We start from the raw sequence: 17,310 nt of genomic DNA, 5'->3' as shown, positions 1-17,310 counted from the left end.
TAAGATTTACAAGAAAGACTACCGCTATCATTGCTTGGTTTTCGCGTTGGCAATAGTCTTAATTCAATACTTGATATCGTAGGATTATATATCAAGTGGGCGATTTTCTTAACTCACTTATGTCAATGCTTGTCAACATAGGTATAGTTTTGTCTATAAAATAGTCAGCTTAGGACTAGCTCTTTTTTGTTGCCTTTGTGATTGTAGCATCTATGTCAAGAATATACAAACAATTTCTTCTTGACAACTGCAATAGCTAGACTTTCCTCAGGCGAGGGGTTCAGCCTATGATGGGGAATAGATGCACTTAATGCTATTGTCCACCTCAAGAGAAGATATATGATTGTAGCCCTGCTGTATCTGGCTTTGGCTGGAGCTTACCTGTTAGTAATCCCTATTGCTGTGATGCTGTACCTCAAACAGCGCTGGTATGTAGCCGGATCCATTGAGCGAACTGTGATGTACTTTATGGTGTTTTTCTTTTTGCCAGGGTTATTAGTTTTATCGCCGTTTGTGAATCTGCGACCCCGTCCCCGGCAAATTGAAGTTTAACAGATTGTTAGGTCATAACTCTCATGCGACGCATTGATGCTATTGGTATTGGCTTGGGTGTTTTTATTGCTGGTGGTTTGGGATACGTAGGATTACAGTTAGTGGGTTTAGAAGCTGCACAAGCTGGGATCTGGAGCCAAGTCTTACTAGTGAGTGGCTTGCTCGGCTGGTTGGCTTCCTATATATTCCGGGCGGTGGGAAATAAAATGACCTACCATGAACAACGGGAACAGTATGAACAGGCCTTCCTCCAAAAACGCCTAGATGAACTTACTCCTGAAGAACTGGCCAAAATCCAGGCAGAAATCGCACAAGAAGAACAAAGTCAAGTGTAAAGTTATCATTGATCAGTTATTTATAAACTGACCACTGACTCATAATTATTCTGGACACATGACCGCGATTTCTGATTGCTTTAACACCTTGGGACGAAATCGAGAGTGCGCTCTGATTCCGTTTATTACTGCTGGAGACCCAGACTTAGCAACGACAGCCGCAGCTTTGCAAGTTCTGGATCGTCACGGAGCCGATATGATTGAACTCGGTATTCCTTACTCCGATCCTCTAGCAGATGGCCCGGTAATTCAAGCGGCTGCTACCCGCGCCTTGGAACGAGGGACAAAGTTAGAACAGGTTTTAGAAATGTTGCAAGCTACTACTCCCAGCTTGCGATCGCCTATTATCATGTTTAGTTACTACAATCCCATTTTGCACCGGGGGATTGACAAGTTTCTTGGGCAAATTGCGGCCGCAGGGGTTTCAGGATTAGTAGTCCCCGATTTACCTTTAGAGTCAGCAGCAGAATTGCTGCAACCAGCAAGTGAAATGGGTATTGACTTAACTTTGTTGGTGGCTCCTACCAGTTCCCCGGCCAGAATCAAAGCCATTGCTCGCTCTTCCCAAGGATTTATTTATTTGGTCAGTGTCACTGGTGTTACCGGGATGCGAACTCAAATGGAGTCACGAGTCTCGGAATTACTCCAACAAATACGTGAGGTTACAGATAAGCCCATCGGTGTGGGATTTGGCATTTCTGAAGCTGCACAAGCCCGTCAAGTCAGAGAATGGGGAGCAGATGCGGCAATTGTGGGTAGTGCATTTGTCAAACGTTTAGCAGACGGTACACCAGAACAGGGACTAAATGCGATCGCCCAATTTTGTCATAATCTCAAAGCTGCCATCAAAACAAGCGATAACGGCACAAATACTCAACTTGCGCCAGAAGACAAAGTTGGTTAAAACTAATGGAACCATAACTTTGTGAAAGTGACTTTGTGGACAATTGAGCAAATATAGTTTTGAATATTAACAGCACAAATAAGCTGTAAAAAAACTAGCTAGTCCGGTCGCTTATAGTTGAGTATTATGTAAAGTTGAGTAGGCGAATTATGATGAGTGTGAGAGTGAGTCAGTCACGAGTAACAGAGGAGCAAAAGCGATGAGTGAGAGTATGGCATTTATCGGCGGTGTTGCCGTGGCAGGACTAGCGGCGCTTGTCTTGCTCAGGGGGGCAGATAGTCCCATACAAAGTAATTTCGCTGTTTCTGCTCCCCAGATACCGGCTACTATAGCGCCGCCCATAATGCCCCAACCCCAGATGTATTCCCCCTATGGGTTGAATCCATATTATCCCCAACCAAATCAACCGCCCTCCCCGGCTAATCCAGAGCAGCGGGTGGAAATGGAACGGCTAAATATGCAGTTGGAACGCTTAAAAAGCGACAACGAACAGCTCAGAGCGCAAAACCAACAACTCCAGTTCCAATTCCAAAATTGGCAGAACGAGCAGGTACAGTTAACTCAACAAAATAGCCAAAAACTTACATCAGAAGCATTAAAGCCTCAAACTCCAGCAGCCCTGTGGTCTTCACCCATCATTTGGGCAGTAGGAGGCGCAACTCTCACCATTGGCGGTGGTGTTGTAGTCGCTGGTGTACTGGCTTTATTTGCACCACGCCCGCGTCCCGGTCGTACAGTACAAGTTATACATCCTTACCAGGGTCCTACCCCACCCTTAGCCCCTGTACGTCGCGCGGAATTTTTGCCTTCTTCACGGATGGAGTCCAGAGGATTTGAAGCCCGAGAATATGACCAGATGCACTAAGAGCAATATAGCCAAATCAGAATATTGATTTTAGTTATTGACCAGGCTCCCACTCCCTTACCTTGGTAAAGGAGTGACTTTTTTGCCTTGCTGATGATCTAATTTCGGTGATGTCTCTTTTGTTAGATTTTCGTCTGCTTGTTCAAATAACGATTGTATTTTGTCGCGCCAGTATTGAGTATCAGGCAACTTTTCGGGATTATTTTTATAATCTAAAACTTTGTCCCATTCACCGTCTTCTATAGCTCTATTGATATCATTAAATAGCGCCTCGGCCTTAGCCCAGTCTTTTTGCCACTGATTAATCATAGTTACTGTCTGTTTCATAGCTTGCGTGGCGTAGCCATGGGCAGAAGAAGGCGATAGCTTACCTGGCGTAGCCATACCAGGAATAGACCGACCCAAAGCGGGGGAGCCTTGTAAATCTGCTGATTCAGACTCATGTGGAGCTTTTTCTCTAATTTTCTGAGGATCATTGGTAGACGGTGACTGATTGACTGTCTGTGCCGGTTGGGGCTGAGGAAGTGGTGAAGATGCAATCAAATTACTATCATCTACTGTGTTAATAGCAATACCTTGATCTGCCAGACAAGAAACCCACTCTTGATGATTGGTAATGACATCCAGATGGGCCCAACCCAAATGACCAGAATTCAATTTAACTTCTACCCAACCTAGTTTTGTCTGCTTGCCTGTAACCTCAAACTCGTTATGGGTGCTGGTTTTTTGCAAAATATTATCAGAATTAATCGAGCTAGGTTGAGAACGAATATTGGAATTACCAGCAACCACAGCCGAGCAGTTGTTTCTTATAGAATTATCCGCTAATTTCCGCACATTAGGATATACATTTGTGACTAAAGCCGCAGCCCCACCTGCTAAAAATAAACCAATCAAGAACGGCCACGGGTCTATTTTGTTAGCTTTTTGACTAGTTGGTTTGACAGTGACAAAATTCGCCGGCGCTACTGCAACAGTTTTTTCTGGCGATACTGGGGATAAAGATTGAGTGGGTTGATGGTGATGATGGTGAGAAGATTCTGGAGGTGTGGCGGGTGTAAATACTGGATGAATTTTATGACAAGCTTGCAATGCTTCTGTTGCGCTTTGGTAACGGTCTTTGAAGTGATAATGTACCATTTTCGTCAGCACTGCCGCCAACCGGTAGTTGACGGTTGCTAAATGCTGCCATAGCAATTCCCCTGTATTCGGGTTTTCTTCTAATTCCAGGGCTGGTACTCCTGTAAGGGCTTGAATCGCAATAATCCCTAGTGAATAAATATCACTATTAGGGCGGGGTTTACCTTGCCCTTGTTCCGTAGGCATATAGCCAGGAGTCCCCACGGCAACTGTAGCAGTACTTTTTCCCTCAACAGTGGCCATTGGTAATCTTAGCTGCTTGACTGCCCCAAAATCTACTAAAACTAATTTCTGGTCACAGGCGCGACGGATAATGTTGTCTGGTTTAATATCACGGTGAATTACGCCTTTTTGGTGAACAAATTGGAGGATTTCCAGGACTCCTTGCAACAGTTCCATAACTCGGCTTTCACTCCAAGGCTGACCGGGTATGAGTTCCGCCCCTAGGGTCTGTCCGGCAATAAATTCTTGTACTAGGTAAAATTCTTGGTTTTCATGAAAGTAAGCCAGTAGCCGGGGTATTTGGTCATGATGGCCTAGATTTTCCAAGGTTTCCGCTTCGCTGTTAAATAAACGCTGGGCTGTCTCAAAAGCTCTGGGGTCGGAGGTTAAGGGCTTGAGGTGCTTAACGACACAGATAGGGTTGCCCGGTCGCTTGGTATCTTGGGCTATATAGGTTTGACCAAATCCCCCTTGAGCAAGGACTTGAATGACTTGGTAACGATGGTCTAACAGCTTACCGATCATATTTTGCCCTCAAAGTTATTACTTAATGATCTCCCTATAATTTTTCATGAAATGAAAAATTATAGGGATGAAATCCGCTATTTTGGGATAAAGAAAGATTTAAACTAAAAAATTTAGTTTTTTAATAAACTTAGACTGTTTGTTTAGCATTTACTGTTCCCGTTTACTAGCAATGCCTCCTAAAATTACTAACCCATTCACATGGCAGCAGGCTGAACTCCTGATGCAACCTGCTTTTATTCGTGTTGTGGATAATATCCGCAAGGGTCTTGACGCGTCTACTTGGAAAGGGACTTACCAGGATGTCCTGATTTGGCCCGCCAGCACTACTGATGAAATTAAGGCTTTGGTAACTCGGTTGTTGCAAGAAATGGAAACTGCCACCGTAGAAAAGACAGAAGAAATTCGCGCTACTCTTGCTGATCTACCAATGCCTCATCCAGGATACCATCTACTTTTGCAGCGTCAACAGCATCAGGTGAGTATAGATTTATGGGAAATTTGTTATCAAGTGTGTTTTATAGATTACACTGCTGCCAATGCAGGGGCAAATATTGATCCTAGTTTAATTGATGATGCGGGGGAGGTGGATTGGCAGCGCTTGGAAGATAAGACTAGGGATTTAGTTTCCCAGGTATTTGCCAATTTACCAGGTGATGACAGTCGGTAGGTGGGTAATTTTTGTGTTGATCGGCAACTGGTGAGAGGAAGTTTTTTTCACTTTCATGTAAATTAACTATAAAATTTCCAAATTACTTTTTCCCTTGAGATTGCTACATTAGTTACAGGTGGCAAACCTGATGCCATCATAGAACTTAATAATTTTGTCCATTTCTACCTCATCCATATTTTTACAAAGCTTATGAATCCTGCCCTCACAAAAATTGGCGCTCAAATGTCTAACCTAACTGGCGTTAGAGCAATTATGAAAGATATTATCGAAACTTTGAAAGCCGGGGCTGGGCAAGAATTTATTAATTTGAGCGCTGGTAACCCGTTGATTTTGCCAGAGGTAGAACAGTTATGGCGAGACTGCACGGCTGAATTATTAGCTAGTTCCGAATATGGGGAAGTGGTTTGTCGTTACGGTTCGAGTCAAGGGTATGCACCGTTAATTGAAGCGATCGCCCATGACTTTAACAACCGATATGGTTTAAATTTAAGCGATCGCAATATTTTAATTACACCCGGTAGTCAAAGCCTCTACTTCTACGCTGCTAATGCCTTCGGCGGTTACACAATTAACGGTGATATTAAGCAAATTGTTCTGCCACTCAGTCCCGACTATACAGGCTATGGCGGTGTGTGTTTAGAGCCGGAAGCCTTAATCGCATATAAACCCACTTTAGACATTGATGTAGAGGCTCACAGGTTTAAATATCGTCCAGATTTCAGCCAACTGTCAATTACAGAAAGTACCGGTTGCGTGATCTTCTCTCGTCCCTGTAACCCCACGGGTAATGTTCTGACTCAGGATGAAGTGAAAAAAATTGCAGCTTTAGCAGCACCTCACGATATACCCGTGTTAATTGACTCAGCTTATGCGCCTCCTTTCCCAGCCTTGAACTTCACAGAAATGACACCCGTATTCGGTGGTAATATTCTACATTGTATGAGTTTATCCAAGGCGGGATTACCGGGGGAGCGTATAGGTATCGCCATTGGTGATGAAAGCATGATTCAAGCCTTAGAGTGCTTTCAGACAAATTTGTGTATTCATCCCTCAAGGTATGGACAAGCTATAGCCGCTAGTGCTATTAACTCTGGTGCTTTAGCCCAAATAGCTGAAGCAGTGATTCGTCCCTTCTACCAGAAGAAGTTTTCTGTGCTAGAAAATACTTTAGATGCCGCAATGCCCCAAGATTTACCTTGGTTCCTCCATCGCGGTGAAGGTGCTATATTTGCTTGGTTGTGGCTCCAGGATCTACCCATTACTGACAGGGAATTTTATCAGGAACTCAAGCAAGTGGGTGTAATTGTTGTTCCTGGTAGTAGCTTTTTCCCTGGTTTGCGGGAACAATGGCAGCACAAGCACCAATGTTTACGTATTAGTCTAACAGGTAGTGATGAGGAAATCGCCATAGCTATGCAACGTTTGGCACAAGTGGCTGCACAAGTGTATCAGCCTGCTGTAGTAAATGCATAAATTATGAAAACCAAGAGCCAAGGCGCAAAAACCGCCAAGAATCAAATTACCTCAGTCCCGAATCTTGATGAATGGTTGGAAATTGGTAAAATCGTCGCACCTCAAGGCTTGTCTGGGGAGTTGCGGGTTTATCCCCAATCGGATTTTCCCGAACGGTTTGAGGTTCCGGGGATACGTTGGTTATGGCATCCAGGCGACGGGGAGCCACAACCAGTGGAGTTGTTGTCGGGACGTTATGTAGAAGGTAAAAATTTGTGTGTGATTTCTTTGGCGGGTGTGGAAAATCGTAACCAAGCAGAGGCTCTGCGTGATTATATGTTACTAGTACCCGCAAGCGATCGCCCCCAATTAGGTGAAGATGAATATCATGTCACCGATTTATTGGGGATGTTGGTTTTTATGCAAGAATCAGGGGAACTTGTGGGGGAGGTGGTAGATGTAATTTCTGCCGGTAACGATTTATTACAAGTGGAGATGCATCAGCAAAATGAACCTGTAACGCCAGAAAAATCACTTAAGACTGTTTTGATCCCATTTGTCAAAGAGATTGCCCCTGTGGTAGATTTATCATCCCGTCGGATTGAAATTACTCCCCCTCCTGGTTTGTTGGAACTAGCCATTAGTCGTTAGTCAACTGCTGGGCTACCTCACTTTTGTGGGAAAGTATTAAGGTTGTTGTCGCTACTGCTAGTATGCCTGTGATCCCTAGGCATAGCAGAGCGGTTTTTTGTCTGAGTTTGATTGACCTGGCCAAGGTGTCGATGTTATGATCAGCACAAATAACTGGAATTTCTTGCAGTGCTTTTAAAGCCAGAGATGCACTAGCATAGCGATATCTACCCTGAAATTTCACCAGTTTCATTAACCACGATTGAAAACGCGGATGTAATTGGGGAAGTATTTCCCGGCAATTAAACCCATACTGCTTGTCTATCAATTGACAAATCTCAAGAGAACTAGTACCACTGAGTAAGCAAATCAATGTTACCCCTAAACTGTACAGGTCTGTAGCTTGGGTGAGGGGATGACCAAGTGGCTCCTCTGGAGGCATGAAACCAGGGGTTCCAGAAGCAATGCTAGTGAGAGGCATTTTCACCTCCTGTAACCAAGCTAAGTCAAAATCCACTAGGTAAGCGTTGAGATCCTCATCAACTAAAATGTTTTCTGGTTTGATATCCCGATGAATAATTGGGTTGGGTCTTGTCTGCAAATAAACTAAAATCTCTAAAACCGATAGGGCTATTTGTTTGACTTCTTCCGGCTGAAAGCTGCGTCTTAACCCCAAAGATGGAGCATTTTTATACTCTTGTACCAGATAAAAATGATCGGAGGTAGCACAAGAGTCTATGTAGCGGGGGATACGAGGATGATCAAGTTGTTGCAGAATTTCTATTTCCCGTTCGTAAGTTTTCAAACCTGACCAGTCAGCATTCGTATGGGCAAAATTGAACTGTTTAATTACCACCTGTTGATGAGATTTACAGACCTTAGCGAGGTAAGTAATGCGCCCCTCTATCTGGTTCCGTCCTAGTTCTCTGATCACTTCATAGCCTAGCTGAGAAAAATCAGGACTATGAGTGAGGGGAATTGCTTCTGCATTATGTACATCAAGCTCCATTACACACACCATCTACGTCTGATTTGCTCAAGGGGCGACAGCTACCGCTTGCGTAAGCCCGAGAAAAAATAAGAGGTGTTGACCCAGTTTTGTCACCTTACCCACACTGAGCGTATTGTGTGAATACAAGATGGCTAGACGCCTTTTGGGCGTCTGTATAGCTCAACTATTAATTTTGCGCCAACCAAGCCACAATGTGGGCGTTAACAATGTCTGGAACTTCATCGTGGGGACAATGACCGGCGTTAGGAATGGGCATAATTTTGATGTCTTTGCCATTCTCACGCGCTTGTTCATAAATCTTCGCCCCGGTAATTGGTGTCCAAGGATCATCAGCACCCCAAATTACTAATAAAGGACGTTGGATGTTGGGCAATAGTTCCTCTGGGCTAGGCCCTGGTGGGGCTGTGAGGATGGAGGCGAAAACTTCTTGCGCCCCTGGGTCACAAGATGGAGTATAAAGAATATCTACTAATTCATCTGTTACAGCTTCACGGTTGCGGTAAACTTGGTATAGGGTGCGACGAATTTGGGATTTTTGACGAATGCGGTTATAGACAAATTTACCTGTGATCGGCGATCGCACGAATTTATTAAAAGCTGCCATTACTATGCGTAAAGGTGGATTCAATTCATGGGGACGATGACTCAAACCACCCGCCGAGTTAATTAAAACACCACCCGCCGTAATTTCTGGATGTTCTGCCAGCACTATCAAGCTTAAAAGCGCACCAATAGAGTTACCGATAAATACAGCAGGTTCTTGGATATGTGCTTCCCAAAAATCTTTCAGTAGTTCTACCCAGACTTCTACACTGTAGTTGATTATCGCCTTATCAGAACCACCAAAACCCAAAAGATCTAAAGCAAAAACCCGATAGCCGGCGTCAGCTAAAACCGGGATATTTTTCCGCCAGTGTCCAATGGAAGCACCAAAGCCGTGAACCAGTACCAAAGGGCGGCCCGTACCCATGAGGGTGTATTGAATTTTGTGACCTCGCCAAGTCCAAACAAGTTTTTCTAAGGTGGCTGATGGCGATAGCGTGGCGTTAGCCATAGATGGCTGCTGTGTAGTTCCGGTCATTATTAAAATTCATCAAGTATTATTATATATAATTATTGTCCCTGAAAGCATGGCTACGCCACCTAAACCACTGAGAATATGTTAAAATCAGGTAGCCTAGACAGATAATTGTGCCAAGTAAGGCCTGGTTAGTGGTTTATGGCTAACGTCACGCTATCGCTATGTTCGCCAGGATTCCAGGGCTACGATAAATGGAAGTCTTTGGGATTACCACCCCTGGGGAAGTTTCACTGAGGGTTTTGCCAACTAGTGGGAAAGGTGACGCTCTCACTAAGTTGAATAGGAATCTCCCATTAATGTAGTATTGTCAAAAACAGTAAACCAGCGAGGGTAAACATGATGATTCTGCCTGGATCAATAGTTAGGGTTAAAAATCCCGCAGACACCTATTATCGCTACGAAGGACTTGTACAACGTGTCAGTGACGGCAAGGTAGCTGTGCTGTTTGAAGGTGGTAACTGGGATAAATTAATTACCTTTCGCCTATCAGAATTGGAACCCGTAGAACTCAATGCCGGCAGAAAGGTTTAACTGAACTAAGATGCGTCTACCACTACCACAGTTTACCACAGGCGATCGCCAGCCCCGGCATATTGCGGAGGTGATAGAAACTAGTTCTACTGAATTTCTTGCCCAGTGCTTGGAACCGGAAGACTTAAGTGTTCCCGCCATGCCGCCTTTTGGTAGTTGGGTTTGTGCTGTGGATGAAGAGTCAGGCAATCAGATTTATGCTGTGGTGTATCTTGCTACCACCACTCCCATCGATTCTGTACATCGGGCTGTGGCCTTGGGGTTGTCTTTGCAGGAGTTACGCGAGGAACAGCCCCAAATTTTTGCCATGTTGAAAACTGAATTTCGGGCGGTCATTGTGGGGTTTGAGCATTCCTCCCGGACTCTAGGGCTAAACCAAGGCCTATATCAGTATCTACCACCCCGTCCTCCGCAAATTCATCAAGCTGTTTATCTGTGTGAATCAGAAACCATCATCAAATTCACCGAAGAACTAGATTTTTTACGGACATTGCTTTCTCTAACTAGCGCCCCAGTAGACTCATTAACAGCAGCAGCCATCCGCCATGTTTACCAATTACGCCAAGCTGACCGACAGTGGCTGATCAAAGCTGGGCGTACTCTCAGTATTTTGTTAAAAGACGATTATGATCGCTTAAGGTTTATTTTAAGTCAAATCCATCCTTAGATTACCTAAAACGACTTGAAAAAACCAAAGTATGTAACCAAAGGTCAAGATGTGATACAGTGAGCATTAGCGTTAAAGCGCACATAGAAAAAGCTAAGTAGTAAAAATCCTAAATCCAAGTAAGGGCAGGTTGACAGATATCATTGGAGTTAAGATTACGTGGAAGTGCCCACCCTCAACGTACTCCTAGGGTGGGGATAGGGAACGGGCAGAATGAGGATTGCATACCTGACTAATATCAACCGCAAGGTTGAAGGGGGAATGGTATGTATGACGAATCGCCAATTAATCCGGTGGGAGCTTCTTTATTAAACACCCACGTCAGTTGTAATATTAAAGTAGGGATTTTCCTTCGTGCATTGGTTGATACGCCCTCTCTTAAAGAGTGTATTTGTTAATGAATGTTAGCAAAAAAGTATCGGAAATAACAAATGGTGTTGCAATATAGGGACAGACCATACTTTTTTGGTTTTTTTTAATTTTTCGCCAGGGTGAATTTTACGTTAATTAATCATTTTGAGTTGATTGCCTTCTAGGTAATCACAAATTCGGCGTAACCCCTTAAAGTCTAAATCCATGGAACTAATATCACAAGTTCTGCTCACCGATAGCTTGCGTGGCGTAGCCATAGCAACTACTCAGCTTATCGGCGAGGAAGCAATTGTGACCTTTGCTGTTTTGCTGGTGGTCATCTTAGTTATACCCATCCTCTTTGAGCGACTGAGACTACCAGGATTTATCGGCTTAGTCTTATCTGGGTTAGTACTGGGTCCATCAGGGTGGAATCTCTTGCACACAGAATCAGGGGTTATGAAGCCCTTATCAGACATTGCCTTACTTTACCTGATGTTTGTAGCTGGTTTAGAACTGGAACTGAAGCATTTCCAACGCCAGAAACAACGCTCCTTAGGGTTTGGTATCCTTACCTTTAGTTTTCCCCTGCTCATGGGAATCTTGGTAGGACAAATTTTTGATTTTCAATGGAACACCTCGATTTTAATCGGCTCTTTATTAGCTTCCTATACCCTTTTGGGATATCCCATTATCACTCGTCTGGGGATGATAAATAATGAAGCTGTCAGTATCACCGTGGGAGCAGCCACTTTTACCAACATCAGCGCTGTACTGGTATTAGCTGTTTGTATAGCGACCCCTGACCCTGAGTTATTCAGCTGGGCGTCACTAATGCGCTTATTGATCTGGTTGAGTATTTACACCATCCTCATTGTGGTTGGTTTAAGCATTCTGGGTAAAGAATTTTTCCGCCAATTTAGAGACGACGAAGGTCATCAGTTTTTATTTGTATTACTCACCCTATTTCTGGCCACAGTGGGTGCTCAATTGATGGGAGTTGAAACAATTGTCGGAGCCTTTTTAGCGGGTTTGGCGGTTAATGCAGCCTTGGGTGAGGGGCCAGTTAAAGAAAAGGTGATATTTATTGGTAGTGTCTTATTTATTCCCATTTTCTTGATTAATTTTGGCTTAATTATTGATTTAACTGCCTTAATTAGCAGTATTACCACCCTGCAATTAACACTTGTGATTGTAGTCGGTTTAATCAGCAGCAAATTCATAGCAGCTTTATTCACAAAACTGCTTTACGGCTACAACTGGGGGGAAATATTGACTATGTGGTCATTGTCAATACCTCAGATGGGGATAACTTTAGCAGCCACTTTAGTGGGATATCGGGCCGGTTTGCTCTCAGAAGCAGTATTAAACAGTGTCCTTGTTTTAATGCTCGTTACCTCGATCTTAGGTCCATGGATGACCAGTCAGACAACTGTAGCTTTAGTTTCTACCCCCGTTCCTACATCAGCCGCAACTCTATCTAAAGAGAAAACAGAAGCAAAACACAGTTGTATGACCATAGTTGTACCCGTGTATAATCCTCAAACTCAGCAGTATTTAATTGAAATGGCAGGATTATTAGCAAATCAAGCTCAGGGTAAAATTGTACCATTGGCCATTGCTACTGCTACCGGTAACATGGATGCACCGCATTTAGAAACTGCTCTGCGCCGCACTGAGCGGTTATTAGCAAAAGCCAGAGCACAAAGTCGACTCTTAGGAGTAAAAGCAGAACCATTACTGAGAATTGATGATGCTTTTGCTTCCGGTATTAGTAGAGCAGCTCGGGAACAAAAAGCTAATTTAATCATCATGGGTTGGGGGAACCGCACTGGGTTGAGAGCGCGTTTATTTGGCAATGTAATTGATAACGTCCTGTGGTCATGTCATTGTCCGGTAGCAGTGACCCGTCTGGTGGACTCGCCAAAGAAAATTCAACGCATCTTAGTACCCTTAGAAGATTTAACAGCATCATCATTGCCACCTGTACAATTTGCCCAGATGTTGGCTGAGGCTAATCAGAACGCCATAGTTACCGTACTGAATGTATGCACTCGTCCAGCTTTTAATTACAGTCCGTTATGGCGGAGTCATAACCGCAGCAGTATGGCTAACGCCACGCTATCGCTATCAGAGACAATCGCCAACCGGCGATCGCACCTAGCCTCATTAATATCTCAACTAGCTGTACCTCATCCCCCAGAAATTCAAATTATCGTTCATGAAAATGCTGCCCAAGCGATTTTACAGGCAGCACGATTATATGATTTAGTAGTATTACCTTTTATACGTAATCGTACAAGTCCCGGAGGGTTAGCTATTAGTGATGTCACCAGCCAGTTAGCTGGACAACTTACCTGCTCTATCGTGATGCTGGGAATACCACAACGGAGTCAAAATGGAGTGTTACAGTCCCAGATTTCCCGATCGACCTCTGTCCTATAGAAAAACGGTGTGTCTATATTTTTCCGGTAAAGTTGATATGAGCAGATGTTTTGATGGTGTCCTCAACCGTTCATTGAAGGCGGTAAGAGTGTGATATTTGATCATTGAAGATTTGATGAATTATCAGACCAATCAGACCATCTGAGGGGGCTGTTTGCTATCTTTCTACTATGAATTATTCAGCAGTAAAGTTTAAAATTGACAAAATTCAGTTTATACTGTTCTTGTATAAAAATGTTTCTTTCAAGTTACATTTGTTGGTTCGATATTTATTCGCTCACGGAAACCCGATGATTTCATCCTCAGTTCCAGGGTAACTACAAATATTTGTAAACTTTCTGTAAAACTATGAGAATTTTGGTAACAGGCGGCGCTGGATTTATTGGTTCTCATCTGATTGACAGATTAATGTCAGCAGGCCATGAGGTTATTTGTTTGGATAACTTTTATACAGGTCGTAAAAGTAATATCCTCAAATGGATGAATAATCCATATTTTGAGGTGATTCGTCATGATATCACAGAGCCAATTCGCTTAGAAGTCGATCAAATATATCATCTAGCCTGTCCAGCTTCTCCAGTACATTACCAGTACAACCCGGTAAAAACTGTAAAAACTAATGTGATGGGGACATTGAATATGTTGGGACTAGCTAAACGTATTAAGGCCAGATTCTTTTTGGCCTCAACCAGCGAAGTTTATGGTGACCCCGAAGTTCATCCCCAAACAGAAGAGTATTGGGGTAATGTTAATCCCATCGGCATTCGTTCATGTTACGACGAAGGCAAACGCATTGCTGAAACTTTAACATTTGATTACTACAGACAAAATAAAGTCGATATTCGCGTGGTGCGGATTTTCAATACTTATGGTCCGAGAATGTTAGAAAACGATGGTCGAGTAGTCAGTAATTTTATTGTTCAAGCCTTACGGGGTATTCCTTTAACTGTGTATGGTGATGGTTCCCAAACTCGGAGTTTCTGCTATGTTTCCGACTTGGTGGAGGGATTTATCCGGTTAATGAATAGTGACTATGTTGGTCCGGTGAATTTGGGTAACCCTGGCGAATACACGATTCTAGAATTGGCGCAAACTGTACAAAATATGGTTAACCCGGATGTGGAAATTAACTACGAGCCTTTACCATCTGATGATCCGCGTCGTCGCCAGCCTGATATTACTAAAGCGAAAACCTTTTTAGATTGGTCACCTACTGTCCCGCTGCAAGAGGGGTTAAAGCTGACAGTGGCAGATTTCCGCCAGCGGATAAAAGCCGGTACTTAAATATCAGCTTTTTGCGGTATTTACTGTTGTGCTTAATGAGCCTGTAGGCTAACTATGTTCCTATTCGTTATTTTGCATTATCGGTGCTTCCGACATTAATGTAATATTTTAACGATTTTTTTCAAGGCTAACCTAACCCTAAAAAACAAGGAGTTAAACTCAATGCGTGTTTGCGTAATTGGTACTGGTTACGTTGGTTTGGTGACGGGCGCTTGCTTGGCCCGTATCGGCCATGATGTAATTTGTGTCGATAATAATGAAGAAAAAGTTAAGTTAATGAAATCGGGACAGTCCCCCATTTTTGAACCGGGACTCTCGGAAATTATGCAGTCTGCTATTCGAGAGGAGAAAATTCACTTTACTACAGATATTGCCGCAGGAGTAGCCCATGGTGAGATTCTGTTTATTGCTGTGGGAACACCACCCTTACCTACTGGTGAAAGTGATACCCGTTATGTGGAAGCTGTCGCTCATAGCATTGGCGCGAATCTCAACGGTGGTTATAAGGTAATTGTCAATAAGTCTACAGTACCCATTGGTTCTGGTGACTGGGTGCGGATGATTGTTTTAGATGGTATTGCAGAACGTCAAAAAACACTTATACCCAACCGTGGGTTGGCTGTCCAGGAGAAATTACCTGAGTTTGATGTTGTCAGCAATCCAGAGTTCTTACGTGAAGGTTCGGCAGTATATGATACTTTTAATCCCGATCGCATTGTCTTGGGGGGTAATAGTCAAAGAGCGATCGCTTTAATGCAAGAATTATATATTCCCATTGTCGAACGTCAGTACGCTGCGGATAAATCTTTACCTCCTGTGCCGGTACTGACCACAGACCTGAGTTCGGCAGAAATGATCAAATACGCTGCTAACGCCTTTTTAGCTACCAAAATCAGTTTTATTAACGAAGTTGCTAATATCTGCGATCGCGTCGGTGCTGATGTTACCAAAGTAGCAAAAGGCATAGGTCTAGACTCCCGGATTGGTAACAAGTTTTTAAACGCTGGTATTGGTTGGGGTGGTTCCTGCTTCCCCAAAGATGTGGCTGCACTGATTCACACTGCTGATGATTATGGCTACGAAGCCCAAATTATGAAAGCTGCTGTTAGTGTGAATGAACGCCAACGCTTAATCGCTTTAGAAAAACTCCAACAAGCCTTAAAAATCCTCAAAGGTAAAACTGTGGGACTTTTGGGTTTGACCTTCAAACCAGATACAGATGATATGCGGGATGCTCCCGCACTCAATCTTATTGAGCACCTGAACCGACTAGGCGCAAAGGTCAAAGCCTATGACCCCATTGTTTCCCAAACAGGTATACGTGATGGTTTAACCGGTGTACTAGTAGAAACCGACGCCGAAAGGTTAGCTGATGGCTGCGACGCTTTAGTATTGGTGACTGAATGGCAACAGTTCGGCAGTCTAGATTATGCTAAAATGGCGCAATTAATGAACCATGCGGTAATTATAGATGGTCGTAATTTCCTTGACCCTGACACTATGGTGAGGGCTGGTTTCCAATATATAGGCGTGGGAAGATAGAGATCCCGGACTTCTGTATAGATACTCAAGGGTTGGGAATTTATGAAAGAAGTCCGGGAGCTAATTAACGGTGGTGTAACTAAGGATTACGAGGTATACGTTCTATTTCTGCATATCCACTAAAGATTAACTTTTTACCTTCAGTTTCTAAACGATTCAGCCGCATTTTTACACCATCAAGGTCAAAGCGATCTAAGTCAACCATATTATCTAAAATTTCTGCGAATGCTATCCCCAATACTTGGGACACTTCTCGTTGTGCTACAGGTACTGTGTCCAGTTCAATTTTAGGGTCTTTAAAAGAAATCCGTCGCCGTCTTTCCACCGCGACAGCCATGGTCATACATAGGGGTATGAGTTCCCCATTATTTAAATCTGCCTTAGCCATCATTCGCAGACGATTTTCTGCCAACAGTTCTACTTGAATATTAGTGAATGTTACCGGTTCACCGCCAGATATTGCCGTCAAGGAGGGTATGGTAAGGTTCACCAGATGCTGTGTTACTAGTTTGGCATTGAAGGCTTGGTTAATGCCAGCTTCTGATAATACTACGTGAGCGATCGCTTGGGTAGGCTGCTTGAGGTTGAGTTTACCACTCATAACTGCGCCGAAGTCAATGGCAACAGCATCGGTTTCAAAGGACATTTCCTCTACCAAGAAATCTTTGCGAATCACTAAGCCGCGACCGCTCATTTTAAAGCTGTCAATGCTACCTTGCAAGAGTTTGCTGGAGGGATAGCAGCGTACAAAGACTTCTACTGACTCGCTTTGGGTAAACAAGTGGCGAATCGTTTGGCTAGCGACTGTGTTAAGCATTCGCTCTCCCCAATCTGTACCTTGAGAATCTTTTAAACCAGTAAGTCCGCCGAACATGAAGTTTTGGGTCTCTAGAAGTTCTTTATACTTTTGTAACAAATTGTGAAGAATACAGCAAGCGATCCCCCATTGTTTCTACCTTTATAGCAACAGCCAAGGTAATTTAAGCATAAACTATAAGTAGTCCCTTTTCATGTGAAGCGATCGCTTGCTATAGGTATATGCCCAAGTCGTACAGTTACGACCTTCGTCAAAAGGTCATCCAAGCTATTGAACTCGATG

The 17,310-nt window shown here is 43.5% G+C and carries 16 protein-coding genes; 12 read left to right on the top strand and 4 right to left on the bottom strand.

Features of this window, described 5'->3' with window-relative positions; all coding sequences use genetic code 11:
* Nucleotides 1-315: 315 nt before the first annotated feature.
* From ndhL to PN447_RS15485, 4 genes are all read left to right on the top strand, one after another.
* Nucleotides 316-552, top strand: a complete 237-nt coding sequence (gene ndhL, locus PN447_RS15500) for an NAD(P)H-quinone oxidoreductase subunit L (protein WP_271763923.1) — start codon at nt 316-318, stop codon at nt 550-552.
* A 23-nt stretch (nt 553-575) separates the two neighbouring features.
* On the top strand, nt 576-887 hold the full coding sequence (locus PN447_RS15495; protein ID WP_271763921.1) for a DUF3007 family protein: 312 nt from the start codon (nt 576-578) through the stop codon (nt 885-887).
* A gap of 58 nt (nt 888-945) precedes the next feature.
* Nucleotides 946-1,791, top strand: a complete 846-nt coding sequence (gene trpA / locus PN447_RS15490) for a tryptophan synthase subunit alpha (RefSeq protein ID WP_271763920.1) — start codon at nt 946-948, stop codon at nt 1,789-1,791.
* 199 nt (nt 1,792-1,990) lie between these two features.
* On the top strand, nt 1,991-2,656 hold the full coding sequence (locus PN447_RS15485; RefSeq protein ID WP_271763919.1) for a heterocyst differentiation related protein: 666 nt from the start codon (nt 1,991-1,993) through the stop codon (nt 2,654-2,656).
* Nucleotides 2,657-2,713: 57 nt separating this feature from the next.
* Here PN447_RS15485 and PN447_RS15480 read toward each other — a convergent pair whose 3' ends face one another.
* Nucleotides 2,714-4,543: a serine/threonine protein kinase gene (locus tag PN447_RS15480; RefSeq protein WP_271763918.1), complete on the bottom strand. Its 1,830-nt coding sequence runs from the start codon at nt 4,541-4,543 to the stop codon at nt 2,714-2,716.
* 172 nt (nt 4,544-4,715) lie between these two features.
* Here PN447_RS15480 and PN447_RS15475 point away from each other — a divergent pair, with 172 nt between their 5' ends.
* The 3 genes from PN447_RS15475 to rimM all read left to right on the top strand — a co-directional run bounded on the left by PN447_RS15475 (nt 4,716) and on the right by rimM (nt 7,319).
* Nucleotides 4,716-5,213 (top strand): hypothetical protein, encoded by a 498-nt coding sequence (locus PN447_RS15475; RefSeq protein ID WP_271763917.1) that lies wholly within the window; start codon nt 4,716-4,718, stop codon nt 5,211-5,213.
* 192 nt (nt 5,214-5,405) lie between these two features.
* On the top strand, nt 5,406-6,689 hold the full coding sequence (locus tag PN447_RS15470) for a valine--pyruvate transaminase (protein ID WP_271763916.1): 1,284 nt from the start codon (nt 5,406-5,408) through the stop codon (nt 6,687-6,689).
* Between the two features lie 3 nt (nt 6,690-6,692).
* The gene (gene rimM, locus PN447_RS15465) at nt 6,693-7,319 is read left to right on the top strand and encodes a ribosome maturation factor RimM (protein ID WP_271763915.1); all 627 of its coding nucleotides are present in this window, start codon (nt 6,693-6,695) and stop codon (nt 7,317-7,319) included.
* On the opposite strand, the gene PN447_RS15460 is transcribed toward rimM, so the two are convergent.
* A complete protein-coding gene (locus PN447_RS15460; RefSeq protein WP_271763914.1) occupies nt 7,309-8,307 on the bottom strand; it encodes a serine/threonine protein kinase in 999 nt (332 codons plus the stop codon). The two genes, rimM and PN447_RS15460, sit on opposite strands and share 11 nt — an antisense overlap.
* A 169-nt stretch (nt 8,308-8,476) precedes the next feature.
* Entirely contained in the window at nt 8,477-9,391 is a 915-nt protein-coding gene (locus PN447_RS15455) for an alpha/beta fold hydrolase (protein WP_442867103.1), read from the bottom strand.
* A 339-nt stretch (nt 9,392-9,730) separates the two neighbouring features.
* On the opposite strand from PN447_RS15455, the gene PN447_RS15450 reads away from it, so the two are divergent.
* From PN447_RS15450 to PN447_RS15430, 5 genes are all read left to right on the top strand, one after another.
* The gene (locus PN447_RS15450) at nt 9,731-9,922 is read left to right on the top strand and encodes an NAD(P)H dehydrogenase subunit NdhS (RefSeq protein ID WP_271733133.1); all 192 of its coding nucleotides are present in this window, start codon (nt 9,731-9,733) and stop codon (nt 9,920-9,922) included.
* Between the two features lie 10 nt (nt 9,923-9,932).
* Nucleotides 9,933-10,589 (top strand): HAS-barrel domain-containing protein, encoded by a 657-nt coding sequence (locus PN447_RS15445; RefSeq protein ID WP_271763913.1) that lies wholly within the window; start codon nt 9,933-9,935, stop codon nt 10,587-10,589.
* Between the two features lie 576 nt (nt 10,590-11,165).
* Entirely contained in the window at nt 11,166-13,385 is a 2,220-nt protein-coding gene (locus PN447_RS15440) for a cation:proton antiporter domain-containing protein (protein WP_271763912.1), read from the top strand.
* Between the two features lie 348 nt (nt 13,386-13,733).
* The gene (locus tag PN447_RS15435; protein WP_271763911.1) at nt 13,734-14,669 is read left to right on the top strand and encodes a UDP-glucuronic acid decarboxylase family protein; all 936 of its coding nucleotides are present in this window, start codon (nt 13,734-13,736) and stop codon (nt 14,667-14,669) included.
* 162 nt (nt 14,670-14,831) lie between these two features.
* Nucleotides 14,832-16,211: a UDP-glucose dehydrogenase family protein gene (locus PN447_RS15430; RefSeq protein WP_271763910.1), complete on the top strand. Its 1,380-nt coding sequence runs from the start codon at nt 14,832-14,834 to the stop codon at nt 16,209-16,211.
* 79 nt (nt 16,212-16,290) lie between these two features.
* Here the strand turns inward: PN447_RS15430 and PN447_RS15425 are convergent, their stop codons facing one another.
* Nucleotides 16,291-17,085, bottom strand: coding sequence for an LmeA family phospholipid-binding protein (locus PN447_RS15425; protein WP_271763909.1), 795 nt, complete (start codon nt 17,083-17,085; stop codon nt 16,291-16,293).
* Between the last annotated feature and the right edge of the window lie 225 nt (nt 17,086-17,310).

It is taken from the genome of Anabaena sp. CS-542/02, assembly GCF_028331085.1.
GTDB classification, from domain to species: domain Bacteria; phylum Cyanobacteriota; class Cyanobacteriia; order Cyanobacteriales; family Nostocaceae; genus Anabaenopsis; species Anabaenopsis arnoldii.
Note: the sequence above shows the minus strand (reverse complement) of the source record. Positions and strands in the feature narration are given on the sequence as shown.